21 protein-coding genes are annotated in these 21518 nt (G+C 61.3%); 7 read left to right on the forward strand and 14 right to left on the reverse strand.

The genetic code is table 11. The annotated features are described in order from the left end of the window. Positions 1–97 precede the first annotated feature (97 nt). The 3 genes from IEV67_RS05770 to IEV67_RS05780 all read right to left on the reverse strand — a co-directional run bounded on the left by IEV67_RS05770 (position 98) and on the right by IEV67_RS05780 (position 2534). Positions 98–742 carry a response regulator transcription factor gene (locus tag IEV67_RS05770; RefSeq protein ID WP_188435560.1) on the reverse strand — a complete coding sequence of 215 codons (645 nt, stop codon included), beginning with the start codon at positions 740–742 and terminating at the stop codon, positions 98–100. Next, complete coding sequence (locus IEV67_RS05775; protein ID WP_188435561.1) at positions 733–1479, reverse strand: sensor histidine kinase; 747 nt, start codon at positions 1477–1479, stop codon at positions 733–735. Before IEV67_RS05775 ends, IEV67_RS05770 begins: the two co-directional genes overlap by 10 nt. 398 nt (positions 1480–1877) lie before the next feature. Beyond that, positions 1878–2534 carry a DedA family protein gene (locus IEV67_RS05780; RefSeq protein WP_188435562.1) on the reverse strand — a complete coding sequence of 219 codons (657 nt, stop codon included), beginning with the start codon at positions 2532–2534 and terminating at the stop codon, positions 1878–1880. A 207-nt stretch (positions 2535–2741) separates the two neighbouring features. On the opposite strand from IEV67_RS05780, the gene IEV67_RS05785 reads away from it, so the two are divergent. Beyond that, a complete protein-coding gene (locus tag IEV67_RS05785) occupies positions 2742–3125 on the forward strand; it encodes a hypothetical protein (protein ID WP_188435563.1) in 384 nt (127 codons plus the stop codon). 168 nt (positions 3126–3293) lie between these two features. On the opposite strand, the gene IEV67_RS05790 is transcribed toward IEV67_RS05785, so the two are convergent. Genes IEV67_RS05790 through mftR form a run of 3 tightly spaced genes read right to left on the reverse strand, consistent with a single transcriptional unit; the run spans position 3294 to position 6450 of the window. Next, positions 3294–4274, reverse strand: a complete 981-nt coding sequence (locus tag IEV67_RS05790; RefSeq protein WP_188435564.1) for an aminoglycoside phosphotransferase family protein — start codon at positions 4272–4274, stop codon at positions 3294–3296. Between the two features lie 50 nt (positions 4275–4324). Further along, a complete protein-coding gene (locus tag IEV67_RS05795) occupies positions 4325–5797 on the reverse strand; it encodes a GMC family oxidoreductase N-terminal domain-containing protein (protein WP_188435565.1) in 1473 nt (490 codons plus the stop codon). Continuing rightward, the gene (mftR, locus tag IEV67_RS05800; protein WP_306440981.1) at positions 5794–6450 is read right to left on the reverse strand and encodes a mycofactocin system transcriptional regulator MftR; all 657 of its coding nucleotides are present in this window, start codon (positions 6448–6450) and stop codon (positions 5794–5796) included. Before mftR ends, IEV67_RS05795 begins: the two co-directional genes overlap by 4 nt. Before the next feature lie 44 nt (positions 6451–6494). Here mftR and mftA point away from each other — a divergent pair, with 44 nt between their 5' ends. The 6 genes from mftA to mftF are packed head-to-tail and all read left to right on the forward strand — an operon-like array spanning position 6495 to position 11477. Then, complete coding sequence (gene mftA, locus IEV67_RS05805; RefSeq protein ID WP_188435567.1) at positions 6495–6605, forward strand: mycofactocin precursor MftA; 111 nt, start codon at positions 6495–6497, stop codon at positions 6603–6605. After that, a complete protein-coding gene (mftB, locus tag IEV67_RS19150) occupies positions 6590–6877 on the forward strand; it encodes a mycofactocin biosynthesis chaperone MftB (protein ID WP_373284439.1) in 288 nt (95 codons plus the stop codon). The genes mftA and mftB overlap by 16 nt, the downstream gene beginning before the upstream one ends. Further along, positions 6874–8148 carry a mycofactocin radical SAM maturase gene (gene mftC, locus IEV67_RS05815; protein WP_188435568.1) on the forward strand — a complete coding sequence of 425 codons (1275 nt, stop codon included), beginning with the start codon at positions 6874–6876 and terminating at the stop codon, positions 8146–8148. The genes mftB and mftC overlap by 4 nt, the downstream gene beginning before the upstream one ends. 22 nt (positions 8149–8170) lie before the next feature. Further along, a complete protein-coding gene (gene mftD, locus IEV67_RS05820; protein WP_188435569.1) occupies positions 8171–9358 on the forward strand; it encodes a pre-mycofactocin synthase MftD in 1188 nt (395 codons plus the stop codon). After that, a complete protein-coding gene (gene mftE / locus IEV67_RS05825) occupies positions 9355–10059 on the forward strand; it encodes a mycofactocin biosynthesis peptidyl-dipeptidase MftE (RefSeq protein ID WP_188435570.1) in 705 nt (234 codons plus the stop codon). The genes mftD and mftE overlap by 4 nt, the downstream gene beginning before the upstream one ends. Next, a complete protein-coding gene (gene mftF, locus IEV67_RS05830; RefSeq protein WP_188435571.1) occupies positions 10056–11477 on the forward strand; it encodes a mycofactocin biosynthesis glycosyltransferase MftF in 1422 nt (473 codons plus the stop codon). The genes mftE and mftF overlap by 4 nt, the downstream gene beginning before the upstream one ends. A 17-nt stretch (positions 11478–11494) precedes the next feature. On the opposite strand, the gene IEV67_RS05835 is transcribed toward mftF, so the two are convergent. From IEV67_RS05835 to IEV67_RS05870, 8 genes are all read right to left on the reverse strand, one after another. Further along, positions 11495–13492: an acetoacetate--CoA ligase gene (locus IEV67_RS05835; protein WP_188435572.1), complete on the reverse strand. Its 1998-nt coding sequence runs from the start codon at positions 13490–13492 to the stop codon at positions 11495–11497. A gap of 97 nt (positions 13493–13589) precedes the next feature. Continuing rightward, entirely contained in the window at positions 13590–14090 is a 501-nt protein-coding gene (locus IEV67_RS05840) for a nuclear transport factor 2 family protein (protein ID WP_268238576.1), read from the reverse strand. Positions 14091–14092: 2 nt separating this feature from the next. After that, positions 14093–15040, reverse strand: coding sequence for an alpha/beta hydrolase (locus IEV67_RS05845; protein ID WP_188435574.1), 948 nt, complete (start codon positions 15038–15040; stop codon positions 14093–14095). Positions 15041–15096: 56 nt separating this feature from the next. Beyond that, positions 15097–16266 (reverse strand): substrate-binding domain-containing protein, encoded by a 1170-nt coding sequence (locus IEV67_RS05850; protein ID WP_188435575.1) that lies wholly within the window; start codon positions 16264–16266, stop codon positions 15097–15099. 85 nt (positions 16267–16351) lie between these two features. Next, complete coding sequence (locus IEV67_RS05855) at positions 16352–17218, reverse strand: mycofactocin-coupled SDR family oxidoreductase (RefSeq protein ID WP_306440977.1); 867 nt, start codon at positions 17216–17218, stop codon at positions 16352–16354. 43 nt (positions 17219–17261) lie between these two features. Beyond that, on the reverse strand, positions 17262–18200 hold the full coding sequence (locus IEV67_RS05860) for an ABC transporter permease (RefSeq protein WP_229702778.1): 939 nt from the start codon (positions 18198–18200) through the stop codon (positions 17262–17264). Between the two features lie 88 nt (positions 18201–18288). Beyond that, positions 18289–19821, reverse strand: a complete 1533-nt coding sequence (locus IEV67_RS05865) for a sugar ABC transporter ATP-binding protein (RefSeq protein ID WP_188435577.1) — start codon at positions 19819–19821, stop codon at positions 18289–18291. Next, positions 19821–21014, reverse strand: coding sequence for a substrate-binding domain-containing protein (locus IEV67_RS05870; protein ID WP_188435578.1), 1194 nt, complete (start codon positions 21012–21014; stop codon positions 19821–19823). Before IEV67_RS05870 ends, IEV67_RS05865 begins: the two co-directional genes overlap by 1 nt. Positions 21015–21518: the final 504 nt, after the last annotated feature.

A 21518-nucleotide genomic window follows, 5' to 3' on the forward strand; every position in this document is an offset into this window, starting at 1 on the left:
GTGAGTGCGGGTGTTGAGCGTCGGGCATGCCGCCAGAAAGGATGCCCGGAATCAGCATTCGGAAGGCGCTTCCGGCGGTCGCGGGTCTGTAAGCGTGTTAGGAGTCGCGAAGCAGCTCAAGGATTGCGAGCACGCGCCGGTTGTACGTAGTGCCGTGCGGAAGGTCGAGCTTGGTGAAGATCGAGTTGATGTGCTTCTCAACGGCGCTTTGGGTGACGAAGAGTTCCTGGCGCATGGAGGCGTTGGTGTGCCCCTGAGCCATGAGTGTGAGGACTTCGCGTTCTCGTTCGGTGAGGCGTGAGATGGGAGAGTCTGCGGGGCCGGCAAGGAGCAGTTGGCGGATGACCTCTTGGTCGAATGCGGTTCCGCCGTCTCCGACTCGTTCGATCGCTTCGAGGAAGGCGGTGATGTCTGAGACGCGATCCTTGAGCAGGTACCCAACCCCACCGGCGCCGGTGAGTAGCTCGGTGGCGTGTCGGCGCTCGACGTACTGCGAGAGGACCATCACGGCGACCTGTGGCCAGGTCGATCGGATCGTTAGTGCGGCGCGGATGCCCTCGTCGATGAAGTCGGGGGGCATCCGGACATCAACGATCACCAGCTGGGGTTGCCGTTCCGACACGGCGTCGATCAGTCCGGTGGCGGAGCCGACCGAGTCGATGATTTCGTGGCCCTCGGCGACGAGGAGCTGAGCGATCCCCTCGCGAAGCAAAGCGGAGTCTTCGGCAATGGTTATGAGCACAGTATGTCCACTCGGATAGTCGTAGGGCCACCGGCGGGACTGTCGAGGTCGAATGTGCCGGAGAGTGCGGTAACGCGGGAGGTGATGCCGGCGATTCCTTGCCCGGCTGGGTCCGCACCGCCCACGCCATCATCGCGTACCGTCATCGTCAGCCGTCCTCCCTGTTGGCGCACGGTGATCTCGATGCTGTGTGCTGCGGCATGTTTGACCACGTTCGTCACGGCCTCACTTGCAACGAAGTATGCGGCCGATTCGACAGATTTGGGGCATCGCTCTGCCAGGTCGTAGTCAAGGTGAATGGGGAGATGCGTTCGCTCTCGGAGCGCTTCCAACGCAGGGCCCAGCCCGTCGCGGGCGAGCATTGCCGGATAGACGCGCCATGACACGTCTCGGAGATCGTCGAGGATGTGCCGTGTCTCCGAAAGAGCACGCCCATAGAGGGCCGATTGCTCGTCGCGATCCGCCTGGCGTTCAGCTCGACCGAGCAGAATCGACAGGGCCACGACGCGCTGTTGCACACCATCGTGAATGTCGCGCTCGATCCGACGCCGTTCGTCATCTATCGCGTCGACGACATCCGCAAGGGTCACGGTGAGCTGGGATACGCGGTTCTCGAGTTCATCGCTCCTCGGGCGAGTGAACACATTCCAGAGCTTCGGTTCCAGCTGCGCGACAGCGATGAACCCCTGAACCGCGAGAAAGAGAAGGATCAAACCAGGCAGCACGAAGATCGCCACGGTGCGATAGGTGACCTGTCCTGCAGGCGCATCGAAAAGAGGTACTGCCTCTCCTGTTACTGCTCCCGCTGTGAGGCTGACAGCGACGACGACGCCCGCCACAATGAGTGCGAGGACCGTCCCACCAAGAATCCCCAGCAGCGATCGGACCGCAAGGTATCCCACAGCACGCCACCCTCGCGGTTCGCTCCAAAGACGCCCACCAATCAGGGCAGTGATCCGCGCCCGTTCGAGTCGGACGATTGGTCCCGTCACGTCTCGGGAGAGCAACCCGCCGAGGACCGCGAGCACGTCGACGGGGATCAGCGCGGCCCCGAGCGCGACACCCGCCAGCCTCGACGGGATCCGCTTGAACCCGCCGCGCCTCAGCACCGCCACTGGCTCGTGCTGGTCCCGACTCATCCGGTCATCTTTTCACGCCGAACGCGGCGCACCCGGAGGACGACGAAGAGAACAACTGCAGCGACGACCGCGACGACGACAGCCTTCTGGAGACCATCGGCATACGGCTCGACGGCCGCCCAGTTCTCACCTAGGTAGAAGCCCGAGAGCACGAAGATCGAGTTCCAGATCAGGCTTCCCGCTGTGGTCAGGAGCGTGAAGGGAACGATATTCATCCGCTCGATGCCCGCCGGGATCGAGATCAGACTCCGGAAGATCGGAATCATCCGACCGAAGAACACCGCCTTGTAACCATGTCGCTCGAACCATGCCTCGGCTTTGTCGACGTCTGACAACCTCATCAGAGGTACTCGGGCGATGAGTCGCCGCAGTCGGTCGCGGCCCAGCCACGCTCCAAGCCCGTAGAGAGCGAGCGCACCCACAACCGATCCCAAGGTTGTCCACACAAGAACTTCAACGAGGGTGAAGCTCCCCCGACTCGCAGTGAATCCGGCCAACGGCAGGATCACCTCACTCGGAAGGGGAGGGAAAAGGTTCTCGAGCGCGATCGCCAGACCGGCGCCGGGGCCACCGAGCGTTTCCATGAGATTGACCGCCCATCCGGCGATCCCGGTGAGGTCAGATGCAGAGTCAGTTACAGCGGTTAGGTCCATGAAAGCAACGCTAGAAATCCGCTTCCGCCAGGTCAGTAGAGCAAACCACCCAGTGCAGAGAGGCTCGCCGCAGCATTCGAGGTGTGGATCTCCCCACCCCCTCCTCCGAACGCAGGCCGCCTACGGCGGTCCCTCACCCGGGGCATGATCGAGCCGCCAGAAAACGATCGCTTTCGGAATGTCGGTGGGTGGGGCAGACTCGGTTTCATGACCGGTGGCCGACTGGCACGCCTCAGCCTTCGTTTCGACGCGATCTATTGCCTCGTCGTCGGCCTGGTCGTCGCGGGAACAGCTCCCCTCACCGCGAACGGAGTGGCGCTGTCTCCTCCGCTTCTCATCGGCGTCGGCGGTGCGACCTTCCTCTGGGGCGCGTACGTCTGGTGGGCGTCATGCCAGCGGCCGATCCGGACGGCCGCACGAGTGGTGATGATTGCGAACATCGCCGCCAGCCTGGGGTTGGCGACGACCGGTCTCGTCGCCGGGACCACCGTGCTCACCCTGGCGGCCTTCCCTCTCTCCATCGACGTCGCGGCTTTCGCCGTGAGCCAGGGAACAGCCCTGCGACGCCTCAGAGATTCTACGATTGGTTGAGGAAGAGCACGAACTCCGATGTGTCGTTCGTAAACGATCGATTCCGTAGGGCCGGCGGCTGCCGCTTGAGGACTGCCACACATGGCCCGTAGAAGCCCCGATCACAGGAGCTCTGGGGGCTCAGTTGTGGTACCAGACGCCTATCGTGATTTCGCACGAGCGCTCTGGCTATCGCAGCAACGCGACGATGTCCGCGATTCGTTCGCGTGCCCATGCATGCTGTTTCGGGTCCTGGTGCCCCCTGAAACTGGGCTCGATCGTCATCACAAGCGCAAAATATAGTGAGTACAGTCGTCGGCGGCGCTGCTCAGGTTCGCTCCATTCTGAGAACCCGTAGCCCAACTGAAACGATGCCGAATCTCCGAATACTGGCAGCTCGTCCCCCAGGAATCCTGCCTCCATCAGGGGATCCGCATAGAGTGCACGTTCGTGATCGATCGCCGCAACGATTTTTCCGTCTCGCACCATCACGTTGCTAGGCCATAAGTCCCAACTAACAAATCGAGGCTCTCTGACTTCCTCGAGGACCGCCGAATTTTTGATGACCAGCGAGCGGATCGTGTCGTAGGCCAACCCGAGGTCGACTCGGGCGCGGATACCGTCATTCAGAGCTGCGTGGACCAAATCTAGAAACGCCTCACGCCAGGTGAAGAATCCTGGGCCGCCTATGGGACCAAAGTGCGGCCCGACGATGCCGTTCAACTCTCGATTCATCGTCCCGAGTTGTTCGTAGAGACGCTGCTTCGTCTCCGCCGACAACGCACCGGCTTCCAGCAACACGCCAAAATTATCCGCCTCTATGTAATGCATGAAGAACCAGAACCCATCACAGATCGTTCTTGTTGTATCGACGAAGTCCACAGACGGAATCCGCACGGTCGCACGACGACTCAGGACATCCATCGCTGCAAGTTCGTTGAGCATCAAAGATCGCTCATACGTCATGACGTCCGTATTTGGGGAAGGGGCCACCTTGAGCACGACCTGCCGACTATCGCGCAGCGTAATTTTGTACGCGGCATTGAACCATCCGTGCGTCAACTCGATGGCGAACTGTTCGCCATTCAAAAGCTGCGCGTGACCGTACGCTCGCTGGACCATCGCCCTAATGGCTTCCAAGTCTTGACGATTTTTAGTTCGGCTCTCCATCTGGTGCCCTCCTCTCGATTGGTGGTGTCGTATCGGACCCTCGCAAGAAATCAGAACCCATGGGCAATGAAGTCAGCCACACGCTCACCGATTAGGACGGCAGTCGCTGCGGTGCCTCGACGTGGAACTGTTGGAAGGATCGAAATATCGGCTACTCGGAGGTTGCTTACGCCGTCCACCTTGCCGAACTGGTCGACAACACGGGGATGGCCTTCACTAGTCGGTGCGAACGGCGCGCTACCGCTCAAATGCTGGGCTGTGCCCAGGTGGGATCGTATCCATGCGTCCAAACGAGCATCATCTTCGAGCTCCAGTCGGTCGAGGTCTGTGTTTCGATCGGATATCTCATCGAACTCCCGCAGTAACGCTGCACCCTGCCGCACAGCGTGTCGCAACTTCGAAACATCAGATGGGTGCGAGAGATAGTTGTACCTGATTCGGGGTTCTGGGCGGCCGGGCTCGAGGGTGATGGTTCCTCGCGATGAGCTTTCCTGCATGCCAACAAGGAGGGATCTTCGGTCATCCGGGTTGCCCCCCCGTAGCTCGGAAACAGATGACAGTAGCGGTATATATTCGGCGTACGCTGCGTCCAGCGAGCTTGCCATTATCGTCGAAGCTCGGGGGATAGCTCGACTGGTAAACCATGACAGGCTCATCTGGGGATGATCGCTGAAGGACGCGCCAACTCCTTCGCTTTCGTGCACGATGGGCACGTCACCTCGCGAGAGCTCATTGCGCGGCCCGATTCCGGAGCGCAGCAGTAGTAGCGCAGATCCGATCCCTCCTGCACAGAGGATCATCTGTTGGCCATTGATGATTTCGCCGTTAGAAGTTTCAACGCCAACCGCGCTCGTTCCCCTGAAAACGATGCGCCGTATGTTGGTGCGTTCCCTGATCGTCACCGAGCCCAGCGGGTATGCCATCGCGGTGTTGACACGAATGCCGTCAACGACGTTCATCGGCAGCGGACCATACCCGGGTCTCATGGCGCCGTTCTTATCGTGTTCGAACGTGAAGCCAAGCTTCGCCGCAGCGCCCGCGAACGCCATAGTGATGGGGTGATCCTGAGCAGGCCGAGAAACGGGCATGGGCCCAAATCCACCGTGGAGGGGCGAGCGGCCGAAGTCGAGGTCAGTCTCAAGCTTCCGCATGAACGGGAGGCTCAGTTCGTACGTCCACGCAGGCGCGTACCGTGCCCAGCCGTGAAAGTCGTCAGTGGTTGCTCGTACGAAGTAGCCGCCGTTGATCGCCGTCGAACCGCCCAACACCCGGCCCCGAGCGATCGTCCAAGGTCGGTCGGGTTGCAGATGGGCAGGCCACGACCAGTTTGCGAGATGACCGGGCCTCGCCGCTTCGAGGGACGCCGCGCTCCGGAGCGCGGGCGGGTACGCGGCCGCGCTATTTGGGGCCAATCCGGCCTCGATTAGGATCACGGAGGCGTTCAACTCGTCAGCGAGGCGAGACGCGAGCGGCACGCCCGAACCACCTCCACCTACGACGATGAAATCAGCTGCCTGATTCATGCCGGCCGGCCGGCGACGAAGGAGGTGCTGAGCATGTCGTAGGCCGCTTCGAGCAACTGCGTGAGATCTGAGTCATCATGTTGAAGCCATTGCTCATACGCGGAGATGGATACTCCCAGGAGCGCCCACGCCATCGCTTGCGGCTCGAGCCGGTTTGATGCAATACCCAGACGGCTCGCGACAAAGTCGCTGATGACGCGTCGCCACTCCTCGTAGCGCAGTGTCGAGTGTGCCACCAGGGTCGGGTTCGTCAGTATCAGCTTCATGCGTTGGCGATGGTACGGGATCTCCTCAGGCGGAAATCGATTGAACTCGATCACGGATGCCTTCAGCGCCTCGATGAGCGGTAGCTCCGTAGGAATCGCAGCGAGGTACGCACGCATTCGGGCAATGAGTTCATCGAACTCGCCCCATGGCAGATCGTTCTTTGACGCAAAGTAGCGGAAGAACGTGCGCCGCCCGATGCCGGCCGCCGTGACAATGTCGTCGATGGTGGTCGCCTCGAACCCGCGTTCAACGAACATCGCTAGCGCGATGTGGGACAGCTCAGCGTGCGACGTCGACGGTTGCCGCCCGGGTCGGGCCCGTGGCTCAGAGGAAATTTTGTCCATGCTCTTCCATTCGGCACTCGGTGCCAATACTATCGGTTGCATCACGGAATCCGCCGGAGTCGTCGTTGTCACCGTAAGGAGCTCACATGAGTGCACTCGAACCGACCGTATCGCCGGTCGCCCAGACCGAACAGGTCGTGGAGTCGGAATCACTCGTCGAGGAAGTATCTATCGACGGAATGTGCGGCGTGTATTGAGCTCCCTAGATCTCGAACGCGCGTGGTCGGTGCATCCTCAGGTCTCGGTGCGCCATGAGCCTTTTGGCGCGCTCGTCTACCATTTTGGGACACGCAAGCTGTCCTTCCTCAAGGATCTGAAGCTGCTCTCCGCTGTAGAAGGTCTCGCCAACCACACGACGGCGCGGGCAGCATGCAGCGAGGCAGGCATCGAAGACTCGGATATGCAACGCTACGCGGTCGCTCTCGAGACGCTTGCTCGCTCGTCTGTGCTTGTGGAGAGGCAGCGATGACCATCCTTGATGCTCCAACACCTGCGCGCACCCCTACCTCACCCGGACGACTGGTCGACCTGTTCGAGTACGGACTCGCCTCTCCCATCTGTCTCACTTGGGAGCTCACGTACGCATGCAACCTGTCGTGCGTGCATTGCCTTTCCAGTTCCGGGCGACGGGACCCCAATGAACTGAGCACCGAAGAGTGCAAGGCAGTGATCGACGAGCTTCAGCGTATGCAGGTGTTCTACGTAAACATCGGCGGCGGTGAACCAACAGTCCGGCCGGACTTCTGGGAACTCGTTGACTACGCAACTGACCATCAGGTCGGCGTGAAGTTCTCAACCAACGGGATCAAGATCACGCCGGACGTCGCCACCCGGCTCGCGAATAGTGACTATGTCGACGTTCAGATCTCGCTCGACGGAGCAACGGCCGACGTCAATGATCACGTGCGCGGCCCAGGCTCATACGCCACCGCAATGCGGGCGATGCAGAATTTGGCAGACGCTGGTTTCACTGGGTTCAAGATCTCAGTCGTGTGCACGCGCCAGAATATCGGCCAGCTGGATGAGTTCAAGGCGATTGCAGACCGGTTTAAAGCTCAGTTGCGCCTGACGCGGCTCCGACCATCTGGTCGCGGAGCGGACGTGTGGGACGAGCTGCATCCGACGGCGACCCAGCAGCGCGAACTCTACGATTGGCTGGTCGCCAACGGCGACCAAGTCCTTACCGGTGACTCCTTCTTTCACCTTTCCGCATACGGTGCCGCCCTCCCGGGACTGAACCTCTGCGGTGCCGGACGGGTGGTCTGTCTCATCGATCCTGTGGGCGACGTCTACGCGTGCCCCTTCGCGATCCACGACGAGTTCCTCGCCGGAAACGTCAGGACAGAAGGCGGCTTCCAAGAGGTCTGGCAGCACTCGGAACTCTTCGCTCGTCTCCGAAACCCGCAAAGCGGAGGCGCATGCACGTCATGCGCGTTCTTCGACTCTTGTAAGGGCGGATGCATGGCCGCCAAATTCTTCACCGGCCTGCCGCTGGACGGACCCGATCCCGAGTGCGTGCGTGGGTTCGGTGAGGAGGCACTCGCATCACGCGGCACTGAAGCTGTGATACCCCGCCCCGACGGAGACCACTCCCACCGAACGCAGCCTGCACCACGGCGGACCGGACCCGTGCCTTTGACACTCACCGTTCGACGGGTCGACCGGCCCCCGGTCAGCGCCTGCGCCGAGGACCCGCTCGCAGATTTCCTGCCCACACAACCCCGGAACTACGGTTCCTGAACGTAAAGCTTACGGAGTATCGATGTCCAACACCTGGTTCGAGAGCGTTGCAGAGGCGCAACGCCGCGCCCAGAAGCGTCTGCCCAGCTCCGTATACGGTGCCCTCCTCGCCGGATCTGAAAAAGGGATCACATACGCCGACAACATGGCAGCCTTCGGCGAGATCGGTCTCGCTCCGCATGTTGTGGGTCACCACTCTCCACGTGATCTGTCCACGACCGTCATGGGAATCCCAATCGCCCTACCGGTGCTGATCTCTCCAACCGGCGTGCAGGCTGTGCACCCTGACGGCGAGGTGGCAGTTGCTCAAGCATCTGCAAACCGCGGGACAATCATGGGTCTCAGCTCCTTCGCGTCGAAACCGGTCGAGGACGTGACCGCGGCAAACCCGAACACCTTCTTCCAGGTCTATTGGAGTGGCACACGCGACGCCATGATCCAACGTATGGACCGCGCACGCTCCGCGGGAGCAAAGGGATTGATCGCAACCCTAGACTGGTCCTTCTCACACGGTCGTGATTGGGGGAGCCCCTCGATCCCCGAGCGGATGGATCTCAAGACCATGGTCCGCTTTGCGCCGAACGTGGTGACACGCCCAAGCTGGTTGTGGAGTTTCGCCAAGTCAGGCCGTATCCCAGATCTCACCGCACCCAATCTCACACCGCCGGGCGGAGAGGCGCCTACGTTCTTCGGCGCCTACTTCGAATGGATGCAGACTCCTCCTCCCACCTGGGAGGACGTCGCATGGCTCCGTGACGAATGGGGTGGGCCGTTCATGCTCAAGGGCGTGAGTCGCGTCGATGATGCCCGGCGAGCAGCCGATATCGGCGTCGACGCTTTATCAGTTTCCAACCATGGCGGGAACAACTTGGACGCCACGCCCGCTTCCGTTCGCATGTTGCCATCGATTGCCGACGCCGTCGGAGATCAGGTTGAAGTTCTCCTCGATGGTGGGATACGGCGGGGGAGCGACGTTGCAAAAGCCCTCGCACTGGGCGCTCGGGCAGTGATGATCGGGCGCGCGTACCTCTGGGGCCTGGCAGCGAACGGTCAAGCCGGCGTAGAGAATGTTCTCGACGTCCTTCGAAACGGGCTCGATTCGGCCGTTCTTGGACTCGGACATGCTTCCATCAATGATCTCAACCGCGGCGATCTTGACCTGAGAGAAGGATTCGAACGGACGTTGGGTATGACGAGCACGGTTCGGTGAAAGACAGCACCCGCCGGCTCGACACTCTCGCCTGGCCCGACATTCCCGCCGCACCCACGGTCATCATTCCGCTGGGATCGACCGAACAGCACGGCCACCACCTTCCATTCGATACCGACACCGTGATCGCGACTGCCGTTTCCGATCGACTGAGCATGCAGGCGATCGTGCTGCCGGCAGTTGCCTATAGCTCTAGTGGTGAACACCAAGGGTTTCCGGGCACGGTGTCGATTGGGCAGGCGGCGCTCAGAGGGATCCTGATCGAGATGGTTCGCTCTCTCGCTTGCTGGGCAGGACGCATCGTGGTCGTTAACGGGCACGGCGGCAACGTGTCATGTCTCTCGCTGGTGATCCCTGAACTCATCGCCGAGGGGCACGATGTCTCCTGGCTACCGTGCGTCACGCCGTCAGGAGATGCTCACGCCGGCTTCACCGAAACCTCGATTATGTTGCACCTCGCGCCAGACCGTGTGCACTTAGACCGTGCAGCGAGTGGGCCGACTACAGAGTTGAGGCTCCTCTTGCCAAGGCTCACCCGCTTCGGTGTGAGAGCTGTCTCGCTCTCCGGTGTTCTCGGCGACCCCCAAGGAGCGAACGCCGATGCCGGTCGACGATTGCTTTGCGAGATGGTTGATGCTGCAGTCCGACGAATCGAGATGGGACAACTGGACCATCGCGGCTGTCTTACGGAAGCCGCATGACGCTGCCGCTGCCGATTGGGTTTGTTGTCGCTCTCAATCACAGAACCAAAGTTCGAGATGGCGGGCGCACGCTGGTCGGTGGCTCGCCGACCCGGCTACTGCATCTCTCTCCCGCGGCCCGTGCGATGCTGATTGACGGGCGCGTCCGGGTCGCCGACCACGCTAGCGCGACGTTCGCTGACCGTTTGCTTGAAACGGGAATCGGTGACCCCGTCGCCGATGAACTGCCAGGTTTGAATCCCCAGCTCATAACGTGGGTGATCCCGGTTCGAGACCGTCCCGCCGGATTGGACCGACTCCTCGAGAGCATCACGTCTTCGTATGGCGAAGCGAAGATCATCGTGGTCGACGATGGATCGATAGATCCCGCCGCCACCGAACGCATATCAGCGAGTCACGGCGCTGAAACCGTCCTGCTTACTCCAAACCTTGGTGTGGCCGCAGCTCGCAACGCAGGCCTGGCGAAGGTGACAACGCCCTTCGTCGCCTTCGTCGATTCGGATGTCACCGTCAACGCGGACACTATGCAGATACTGGCGAGGCATTTCGCGGACCCGCGGGTTGTGATCGTTGCTCCCCGCGTCGTCGGGGTTCCCTCCGACCGCGGGACTACGTGGGTGAACCGGTATGAAGACGCGCGATCTTCTCTAGACCTTGGTGGACACCCTGGTACGGTCCGGCCCCGCGCCTTGGTTTCCTGGGTGTCGGGCACCACACTGCTTTGCCGTGTTGACGGGATCGGCGATGGATTCGCTGCCGACATGCGATCGGGGGAGGATGTCGATATCGTATGGCGTGCCGCCGAGCAGGGCCGCCGTGTGCGGTACGAACCGGCCGCAACCGTCCTCCACGAGCACCGATCGACTGCCCTCGCTTGGATGAAGCGAAAGGCCTTTTACGGCACGGGCGCGTTTCAGCTTGGCAGGCGCCACCCCGGGAGCATCGCGCCCGCAATTCTTCCCCCGTGGGCGGTGGCCCTAGTCCTCTCCCTGATTGCCCAGCGGAGGTGGTCTCTTCCCCTAGCGGCAGCGATTTGCGTGGCGACAACGGCGAAAATCTCGCGCAAAGCCGGTCGGAGTGATCATCCCCGGCGGCTTGCCGCGGAGCTGACTATGAGTGGAGCGGCGGCTGCAGTTGTCCAGGGGATGGCCTTGCTGCTTCGGCACTGGTGGCCAGCAGTCGTCGTACTGGCGGTGTTCTCCAAACGACTTCGAAGGGCCGTTCTTCTCGCTCACCTAGCTGACGTCACGATCGAGTTTATTAGGCTGAGACCCAAACTTGACCCGGTACGGTTTGCCTCTGCCCGGCGGCTGGACGACTTGGCGTACGGAGCGGGCGTCTGGTTCGCGGCGATCCGCGGCCGCTCATACCGTTCTCTCATGCCTGACTTCCGTGATCAAGCGACGCGCTCACGCTAAGAATCGGCTGGCAGCATCTATTGGCGGGATAACTTCTCTCCGCGCCACTGGATGGCCAAGCCTTCAAAATAGTGAACGGCCGTGATGTCGTCCACCGCCGCTGCGCTCAGGACCGCTTCGACAGGCTGCCCTTGGAATATTCGTTTGAGCGGTATCTCAAGTCGTTTACCCGTCCGTGTGCGAGGAATTTTGGGGACAGCGATGATGTCGTCTGGAACATGTCGCGGGGAGAGCGTGTGGCGGATAGCGTCACGGAGTTCCTTTGCGAGTTCTGTGGACATCGAAGCGCCGTCGGCGAGAACAACGAACAGTGGCATCCAATAGCCCGCATCATCGTCCTCAATCCCCAGAACGAGGGTGTCCTGAACTGCAGCGACGTCGGTAAGGGCCGCGTAGATGTCTGCACTACCCATTCGGATGCCGTGCCTATTAAGCGTCGAGTCCGACCGCCCATGGACGGTGACGCTCCCTCTCCTCGAGACTGTGACCCAGTCGCCGTGGCGCCACACGCCAGGGAACATCTCGAAGTAGGCGTGCCGCTGCTTCTCCCCAGTCGGGTCGTTCCAAATCGCAATCGGCATGCTGGGCATGGGCCGGCTCACGACAAGTTCGCCCACGTGCCCGACTAATGGTTCGCCGCTATCGCTCCACGCCTCGAGCGCTACACCCAGACAACGCACCGACATCTCGCCCGCGACGATAGGGACAGTTGCAGCGCCGCCTGCGAATACGCCAGCAATATCGGTGCCCCCGCTCATAGACCAGAGAGGCAACTCACCGACCTCTTCGTATGCCCACCGCTGAAGAGGTGAGGACAGCGGGGCGCCGGTGCTGCCCATGGACCGGAGGTGACGCAGGTCGAATTCCTTGCCGGGGGAGATCCCCATCGATGAGGAAGCCTCTAAGTACCCAGGGCTGACTCCTAGGAAGGTCGCGCCCTCGTCTTGCGCCAGCTGCCAGAGCTTACGCGCATCCGGCCAAGTGGGGGACCCGTCGTAGCAAATCACGGTCGCGCCAACGCAGAGCGCACCAACTTGGATGTTCCACATCACCCAACTCGGGGACGTGTACCAGAAGACCCGGTCTGTCAGCTTGAGGTCCCAGTGAAGAGAAAGTTGCTTGATCATCTCCACTAGCACTCCGCCGTGCCCGTGAACCAGACCTTTGGGGGTTCCTGTGGTCCCGGAAGAGAAAAGCACCCACAAGGGTTGGGCGAACGGCACTCGTCTCGCTGGCGTGCTTCGGCGCTCCTTAACGAGTTGATCCCAGTCGACGAACTCCGGGTGTACCGCGCGAGCCGGATTGAGATGTCGAATCTCGATGACGGCCAGAACAGATGTCAGAGCCGAGCTCAGTGCTGCCGCCTCTGAGAGACGATCGTGATTCCGGCCGCCGAAGGTGTATCCATCGGCGATGAAGAGAACTTTTGGGGTTAGTTGCTCGAATCGATCGATGACTGCGTTGGCTGCGTAGTCTTGCCCCACGGCCGTCCATGTTGCGCCGACCCAGGCGGTCGCGAGAAAGGCGATCACCGCTTCCACGCAGTGGGGAATGTACGCGGCAACGACGTCCCCTGGGCCGATTCCGAGGTCTGACAACGCCGCGGCGAGCGATTGGACACGCGCGTCAAGTTGCCTGCCTGTCAACGCGCGGCGGTCGCCGGCCTCGCTGAGACCAATGACCGCGGGGGAGTCTGGGGGGATTCGAGTCAGTACGTACTCGGCGAGGTTCACCTCAATGCCGGCGAACCAATCCGTTTCCGGCATCGTCCTCTCGTTGAGGACCTTGTCTGGAGAGCCGAACAGGTCGCCAAGACCATGAAAGTCCCACACGGCGAGCCAGAATCTCTCAAGATCTTCGACGGACCATTCCCAGAGATCCGTGTAGTCCGGCCCGCCAACGAACCCGCAGTCCGCTCTGGCGTACGCGGTGAACGTCGTCAGTGTGGCCTCGTTGATTCTGTCGCTAGACGGCACCCATAGGGTGTCGGGATGATGGCCGTTGATGGCGGACATCACATAGGCTTTCCGTTGCCAGCGTGCGCGACCAAAGTTCTACTCGTGGTGCTCGGATTCTTCGTCCTGCCTCGATCGAACGTGGCTGCAATCATCACTACCTCGCTAGATCCATGATCTGCCGGTTGCCCCATCCCCATGCCGGTCGATAGGTCGCCGCGGATATGAGCCAGCGACCACCATGCCGCACTAAGTGGAAGTCATAGGTACCGGCAACGATCCACAGCGAGGATGCAAAATCGGCATCCAGTCGTTGAGCCGCGTGGACGTACGCTGAGGCGTCCGCGTCGGTTTCGCTTGTGACGGTGACCAGAATATTTCCTAGGATGTGCTGGATCGCGGTGAGTCCGGTGAGAGTGCGGCGCCACCCATCGACGAGCGCCTCAACTGTTACCTCGCCGGCGGGCTCGCTTGTCAGCTTGCTCCAGTCGGCGCGAACCGTTGGGGTAAACACGGTCACAAGTTGTTCCCAGTCGCGCATGTCCACGAGGCCAACCATCCGGGTTACCGTCGTCCGAATGTTGAGGTCATCCTCAAGCAGTCGGACTCGCGCAAGCAGATCCCCTAGTTCGGCTGCAGATGGGCTTGACTCAGGCATAGTCACACGGACTGGATTGCGCGAACACGATCGGCGACCGCCTGCATCGTCATTGCGGCGTCTGGTGCCGCGAAATCAAACCCGTGCGGCATGCCTGGTCGCACGTGGAACTCGAGTTGGACTCCTGCGTCGGCCAGCCGGGAGGCAAAAAGCAGAATCTCAGCTGCAAACAGGTCTAGCTGGCCTGTTTCCATATACACATCGGGAAGGCCGACCAAATTTTGTGCCCGCGCCGGCGCCGCATACGGTGACACCTCGGTGCCACCGGCGGCGTCGCCAAGAAGGGTTCTCCACGCGGTGAGGTTGTGTTCGTGGTTCCAGGTCGCGAGTGGCGCCAACGCCTCAGGCGTACGGTCTGTGCGGTCATCGAGCATGGGGTAGATCAACACCTGCAGCGCAGGGATGGGCCCTCCGAGATCTCGGCTCATTAGCGCCGTGCCCGCCGCCAGACCGCCGCCCGCGCTATCTCCCATCAGGATGATTCGCGCAGGGTCGAACCCTAGATGGGTGGCATTCTCAGCCAACCAAAGGAGCGCTTCATAGCAGTCTCGGACGGGGACGGGATGCGGATGTTCAGGAGCGATGCGGTAGTCGACCGCCAGGACCGGTACACCGGATCGGTCGGCCAGCCGGGCTGCGATTCCGTCGTATAAGTCGAGGTTGCCGTGATACATCCCACCACCGTGGAAGTAGAGAATGACGGAGCTTGACGCCTCATCCGGCCTGTACCACCTCAGCTCGCGAGCGTCGCCGTCTGAAGTGGTGTAAACGAGAGATAGACGGGGAATATGGTCAGCCCGTGGGTGGTTGCGTTCGCCCGCTGCGATGCCATCGTTGAAGAACTCGCGTGAAGATCTCCAGTCGGCGACGTCCAGGATGGCTGTGGGCTGCGGAGTGTCTGAGCTCGAACTTGCGAACAGGCGTTGAATGTCGGGGTCGTATCTCAGCATCCCCAGCTCACAATCAGGGTGGAGAGAGTGTAAGGCAGTGCTTGCTCCATCACGCCTTAACCCTTCAGCGCCTCTACGATCGCGGGAGGTAGCGGCTCGTCGTAGACGGCCTTCCACTGCATCTCTAGATTCTTTGCATCGACGGGAATCGCCGGGAGTGAGACGTAGGGCGGAGTCTCCTCTCCGAGCAACGCCAGCGCTCCGAGGCGCGCCTCGAGGACGCCCTGCTGATAGGGCTGGACTGAACCGATCGCGATGACGAAGTCGTCGCTGGAGGCCATCTGTACGGCAACGTTGACCCCGAGTCCCCCCATCGTCATCGGAAGAGAGTCTCGACCCGCCGCGCGCGCGGCATTAATCGCACCTTCGCAAGGGAGATCGAAGAAGCACCAGACGCCCGCGAGATCAGGGTGTTCTGCGAGCATGGAGTTGACGTTTGACTCACCTTCGCCGCTGAAGTCTGGCCCAAGGATGTCGGCCTCCTCGACGATGTCGATGTCCGGGAAGTCTTCCTCGATTGTGGTGACGAACCCTTCGAGAGCTTGGACGTTGTTTGGCGCTTTGGCGCCGTGACGTAGCACCCCGATCTCGCCCTCGCCGCAGATCGCGGCGGCGAGTTGATAGGCGTTGATTACGCCGTAGCCGTAGTAGTCGGACGCGACCACGGAAACGTAGTCCCCAGGCTCCATGCCTGCTGCTGGGTTGTCCATGAACACAACCTTGATTTCGGCGTCCGTGGCACGCTCGAACGCCGGAGCCAGCGCTGTGACGTCCAGCGACGGGATGGCGACCAGAATGTCCGGCTTGCGGGCTGTGATCGATTCGATGTCGCTGAACTGCTTGGTGACTTCTGCGTCCGCCGACGTCTGCGCGACTATCTCGATCCCCAAGCGCTCGAACTCTGAAGTGAGACCAGCGATTTGTGCATTGCTCCAGGTGTCTCCACTGAAGTGCATCGAGATGCCCGCCGTTAGGCGCAACGCCTTTATCTCGTTGACTTGCTCGGAGGTCAGTTCGAGATCGGCGATATCCGCCGATCTCTCGCCATACGGGCCTTCGCCGAGGGCGACTCCGGACTCAACGTATGCCGCGATACCTGCGTCGGATGCTGAGGTATCACACACACCGCTTGATGCCTCAGGGGGTGGAGCGGCAGTACAGGCGGTGAGAGATGCGAACGCAAGCGAGACGGCCGCAGCTGCTGCAAATGTGTTTGCTAGCTTCATGAAGTTCTCCACAGAATTCTTCGGCCCCGGAAGGGCCAGGACGGCGGTGCGACTGAGGGTGTGAGACGGGAGGTGACGCGAGCGTTTAGCGGATCCCGAATCCGGCGTCGACGGGGAACGGCACGCCTGTGATGTACCGTCCTTCTTCCGATGCAAGGAAGAGGATCGCGTTGGAGATGTCGACGACCTCGAGTACTTCGACGGGCAAAGCGTTCTGCATGTTGTCACCCCATGAGGGGTTCTCGGCCAGGAAGGACTTGACGTGATCGTTGTCCAGGAGCTTGGTGTCTACCCCTGTTGGATGAATCGTGTTGACTCTGATCCGGTGGGGGGCGAGCTCATTGGCGAGGGTGCGCATGAGGCCTACGAGTCCGTGTTTGGCGGCTGAGTAGTGACCGAGGTTGATCATCCCCTTGGTGCCCGCGGATGAGCTGGTGATGGCGATGCTGCCACCGTTCCCAGCCGCGATCATCGACGGGATGGCCGCCTTGACCGTCTTCCAAACTCCGGTGAGGTTGACGGAAATCAGTTCGTCCCACTGGTCTTCAGTGATCGACCATGTGTTCTCGACGAAGCACGTGAAAGCGGCGTTGGCGCTGACGATGTCGAGCCGGCCAAACTCGCCGACGCCTCGGTCGACGATTTCTTGCACTGCTGCCGCGTCGCGGACATCAGCCTGGCCGAAGATGATGCGTCCGCCTTCCGCTTCCACTAGTCGCACGGTCTCTTCGAGGTCTTCTGGTGTCGCCAGGTCGTAGGGCGCGGTCGGGATTGGCGCGCAGATATCGAATGCAATGATCGCAGCGCCTTCCTGGGCGAAGCGCACTGCGTGGGAGCGGCCCTGGCCTCGCGCCGCCCCGGAGATGAGTGCGACCTTACCTTCGAGTCGTCCGGTCATGATTATTCCTTTCGGTTGTTCTTGCGGGGAACCGCCGGTCGCTTGGGCCGTCATATCGGCCTTGTTCCTGCGAGGCGATCGGGGTGAGAAAATGCTCCTAGCGGCGCTTCGCGAGTGCCACGGCGATGATGATAATGACGCCTTGGATGATCACTTGCTGGCTGACATCGGTGCCTGCCAGGATCAGTCCGTTGTTGATGAGGCCGATGAATATTGCTCCGATAGCGGAACCGATGATGCGGCCGTTCCCGCCGAAGAGGCTTGTGCCGCCGAGAACGACGGCGGCGATGACCGAGAGTTCATCACCGGTGCCCCATTGGTATCGACCGCTTTGCAGGCGACCGGAGTAGAGCATGCCTGCGATGCTGGCGACGACCGCTGAGATGAGGAGGACAGTGAAGGTCACGCGCCTTGTTCTCACGCCGCTGAACTTCGCTGCGACTTCGTTGCCGCCTGTGGCCAGGACTTGGCGTCCGAAGCGTGTCTTGTTGAGGACGATCACGCCGATGACGACAGCGACCAGTGCCCAGATCATGAGAATGGGAATCGGGCCGACCTCACCCGATCCGAAGATCGTCGTGAAGACACGATCGAGAATCGGGATGGGTTGAAAGTTGGAGACCCACTGCGCAACACCGGCTGCGATGCCGAGCATGGCGAGCGTTACGAGGAAGGAAGGGATGCCAAGCAGTGCTACAAGAGACCCATTGATAATGCCTACTGCGACGCCCACGCCTATCCCGGCCAGCACGCCCAAAAGAGTGTTGCCGGTGGCGGCGATGGTCAACGCGGTCATCACGCTGGACAGCCCGGCAACTGAGCCGATGGAAAGGTCGATCTGTGCGGCTGCGATCACGAATGTTCCTGCGACTGCAAGAACGACGATGATGGCGGTCTGGCGCCCGATGTTGAGCAGGTTGTTGGCGTTGAGGAAGCCATCGTCGCGGAGGAAAATCGCGAAGAGGATGAAGACGACGACGAAGCCAATGTAGATCGCGAAGTCTCTCCAGTCCAAACGGCGGAATGCTGCTGCCATGGGGTTGGAGGGTCGGCCCCCGTTCGGAGACTCAAGGCTGAGGTCTCCGTCGGCGACCGGGACGGTGTCAGTATGTTGCTTTGTCATGTCAGTGCACTCCTTGTACGGCAAGTTGAAGAGCTTCCTCGTCGGGAATTTGAGATCGAAGGAGTTCCTCTTCGATGCGTCCGTCGCGCAGGACGAGCACCCGGTCCGAGACCGAGAGCAGTTCTTGAAGCTCTGAGGAGATGAAGATGACGGCGATGCCCTCGTCGGCCATGTCGAGGACGAGTTGCATGATCTCAGTCTTCGTGCCGATGTCGACGCCCTTAGTGGGCTCGTCGAGGATGAGGACGCGGGTCGGATTGCCGGATTGCTGTAAACCAAGCCACTTGGAGATGACGACCTTTTGCTGGTTTCCACCGGACAAGCGGCTGACGGTCTCTTCTATTGCTGAGGAGCGGATTTGGAGGCGGGTCATGAGCCGCTTGCAAAGATCTCGCCCTAGCAGGTCGTTGATGAGTGGGCCAAGCCGCAGGCGGCCGAGGCTTGGGAGCAGGAGGTTGCTGCGTACTGAGTGGCTAAGGACTAGGCCTTGCTGTGCTCGATCTTCGGGAACCAGCATGATCCCGGCATCGATCGCGTCTTGGGGTCGGCGAATATGTACACGGCGGCCGTCGACGAGCACTTCTCCAGCTGCAATGCGGTCGATCCCGAAGAGGGATTGGGCGATCTCTGTCCGTCCGCTGCCGATCAGTCCTGCGAGTCCGAGCACCTCTCCACGGGCGACATCGAAGGTGACGTCCTGCACGCGATCTCCGGATGAGAGAGAGCGCACGGAAAGCACGGGTTCACCTGCGATGACCTTCGAGGTGTCTCGGCTCAATCCCTGCAGTATTTCTCGCCCGACGATGGTTTCAACGACCTTCTCCGGTGGGACTTCCGACACTTTGCCAGTGAGTACGGTTCGACCGTCGCGGATTACCGTGAGCCGATCGGCGACACGTTCGATCTCAGCCATCCGGTGTGAGATGTACACAACCGATATGCTCTGTTCCTTCAATCGCTCGATGAGCTGGAACAGCTGCTCGACCTCGGTATATGGAAGGCTGGCTGTCGGCTCGTCCATGATCAGGATGCGCGCGTCGACGCTGAGCGCCTTCGCGATCTCCGTCAGCTGCCAATAGCCGACAGGCAGGTCACTGAGCACGACGCGCGGATCGAGGTCGGTTCCCATGCGGTCGAATATCTCTTGAGCTCGGCGGACCATCGCCCTGTCGTCGATGACGCCGAACCGACGTGGTTCGCGACCGAGGAAGATGTTTCGGGCCACCGTCAGCGATGGGATGAGACTGAACTCCTGGAAGACCATCCCAACTCCCGCCGCCGCGGCGTCGTGAGGGGAGGAGAAATCCACCCGTTTGCCCTCGATTACGACCTCGCCAGAATCCGGCCTGTGCACACCCTGCAGGATCTTCATCAGGGTGGACTTACCTGCTCCGTTCCCGCCGAGGAGAGCATGAACCTCTCCTCGGCGGACCTCGAAGTCGGCGCCCCGTAGCACCTCAAACTTGCCAAAGGACTTGCGGACACCGCGCATCGATATGGCCAGCGTTTCCGCGGCCGGATTCTGGCTTTGCATCAGTGCTCGTTGAGGGTGGTGAGGATCTGCTCGGGCAGCTCGACGTGATAGATGTCCTGCCATGACTGCTCGAGTGTGTCGCGGCTCACCGGCACCGCCGGGAGTTCCACGAACGCAGGCGCCTCCTTACCAAGGAGTGCGTATCCTGCGAGGATTGCCTCCGTGGTGCCCTGGTCGTAGGGCTGGGCTGCAGCGATACCGTGAGTGAAGCCGTCCTGCGCCATGTCGAGGGCGACATTGCTGCCGAGGTCAACCGTGGTCACGACAAAGTCGTCACGACCGGCGGAACGCGCCGAGTCGATAGCTCCCTCGCAGGGAGCGTCAAAGAAGCACCACACGCCGGCGAGATCTGGATGCTTGGTGAGCCACGCATCGACATTCTTGCCCGTCTCCCCCTTCCAGTCCGGACCCAGGAGTCCCTGCGATTCCACGATCTTGATGTCGGGGTAGTCGGACTTGATGGTGTCTTCGAATCCCTCGATGCGCAGAACGTTGGTGGGTGCCTCCGCTGCATGGAATACCGCAGCAACCTCGCCCTCTCCGCAAAGCGCGCGGGCCATCTGATGAGCCCCAAGAACTCCGGCCCCGTAGTTGTCCATCGCGACGACGGAAACATAGTCTTCTCCTGCCACGAAGTCCTTGGCCGGGTTCTCCATGAAGACGAGCTTGACGCCCTGCTCGGCTGCTTTGCGGTAGGCGGGAGCGAGTGCCGTCGTGTCAAGCGACGGGATGGAGACAATGACGTCAGGGTCGGCTGCCAACGCGGTCTCGATGTCCGAGAACTGCTTCGCCGGGTCCGCCTGAGCATCGGTCTGGGCGACGATCTTGATGCCCAACTCTTCGAACTTTGCCTCGATCGCGTCAACCTGGGCATTGCTCCAGCTGTCGCCCGAGAAGTGCATAACCACTGCAGCCTTGGCGCCCATGGATCGGATCTGCTCCACCTCAGCATCCGTGAGCTGGATCGTAGACGCGTCGGCCGACGTTTCACCGTACGGGCCGAGACCAATCACCGGGCCTTCTGAGTACGCGGCAATCGCCTCATCAAACGGCGAGGTGTCGCAATCTGCAGATGCGCCCGGCCCAGCCTCAGACGACGAGCAGGCAGTGAGGGCAACTGATGATGCGAATAGGGCAGTCAGCACGATGGCAGCGCGGCGGGACCGTGCCGCAGTTGCGAATTTGGAGTTCATTCTTCCTCGAATGTTCTATCAGCGGCGATCCACGCGGATACGTGATCCAACATCATCGTTAGATTATGTCGACTCTCAATATAAGTACGTCGACGGTCAACGTCAATAGCTTCGCTCGTGAACTTCCGCGGTGCTCGGACTGCCGCGGGACCCTGAACGGCAGCGTCGACGAGCAGATGCGCGGGGGAGTCCGTCGAACGCAGCACTATCGGACGTCCCGCGCTCAATCCGCGCCTCGCCCAGTTGTCGACGCGGCACCTGACGCCGCCCAGCGTGGGTCACGGCGGAGCGGCGTCGCAAAGGGATGCCTGAGCCGGCGCTGGCCCCCGACCAAGTCGGACGAGGGCCAGTTCTCTCATCGGAACCGACGCGCGGGAAGGTGGATGGGCCCGCGAACCTGGATCGCTTCGCTGTCACCTCGAGCGTCAGGCTCGCGTCGTCGAGATCTTCTCTTGGCTGCCGCCGGCCCGCCATGGCGATCGCTCTTCGAATCGTTGGCGGACC

Source organism: Microbacterium murale, assembly GCF_014635185.1.
In the GTDB taxonomy this organism is placed as follows: domain Bacteria; phylum Actinomycetota; class Actinomycetes; order Actinomycetales; family Microbacteriaceae; genus Microbacterium; species Microbacterium murale.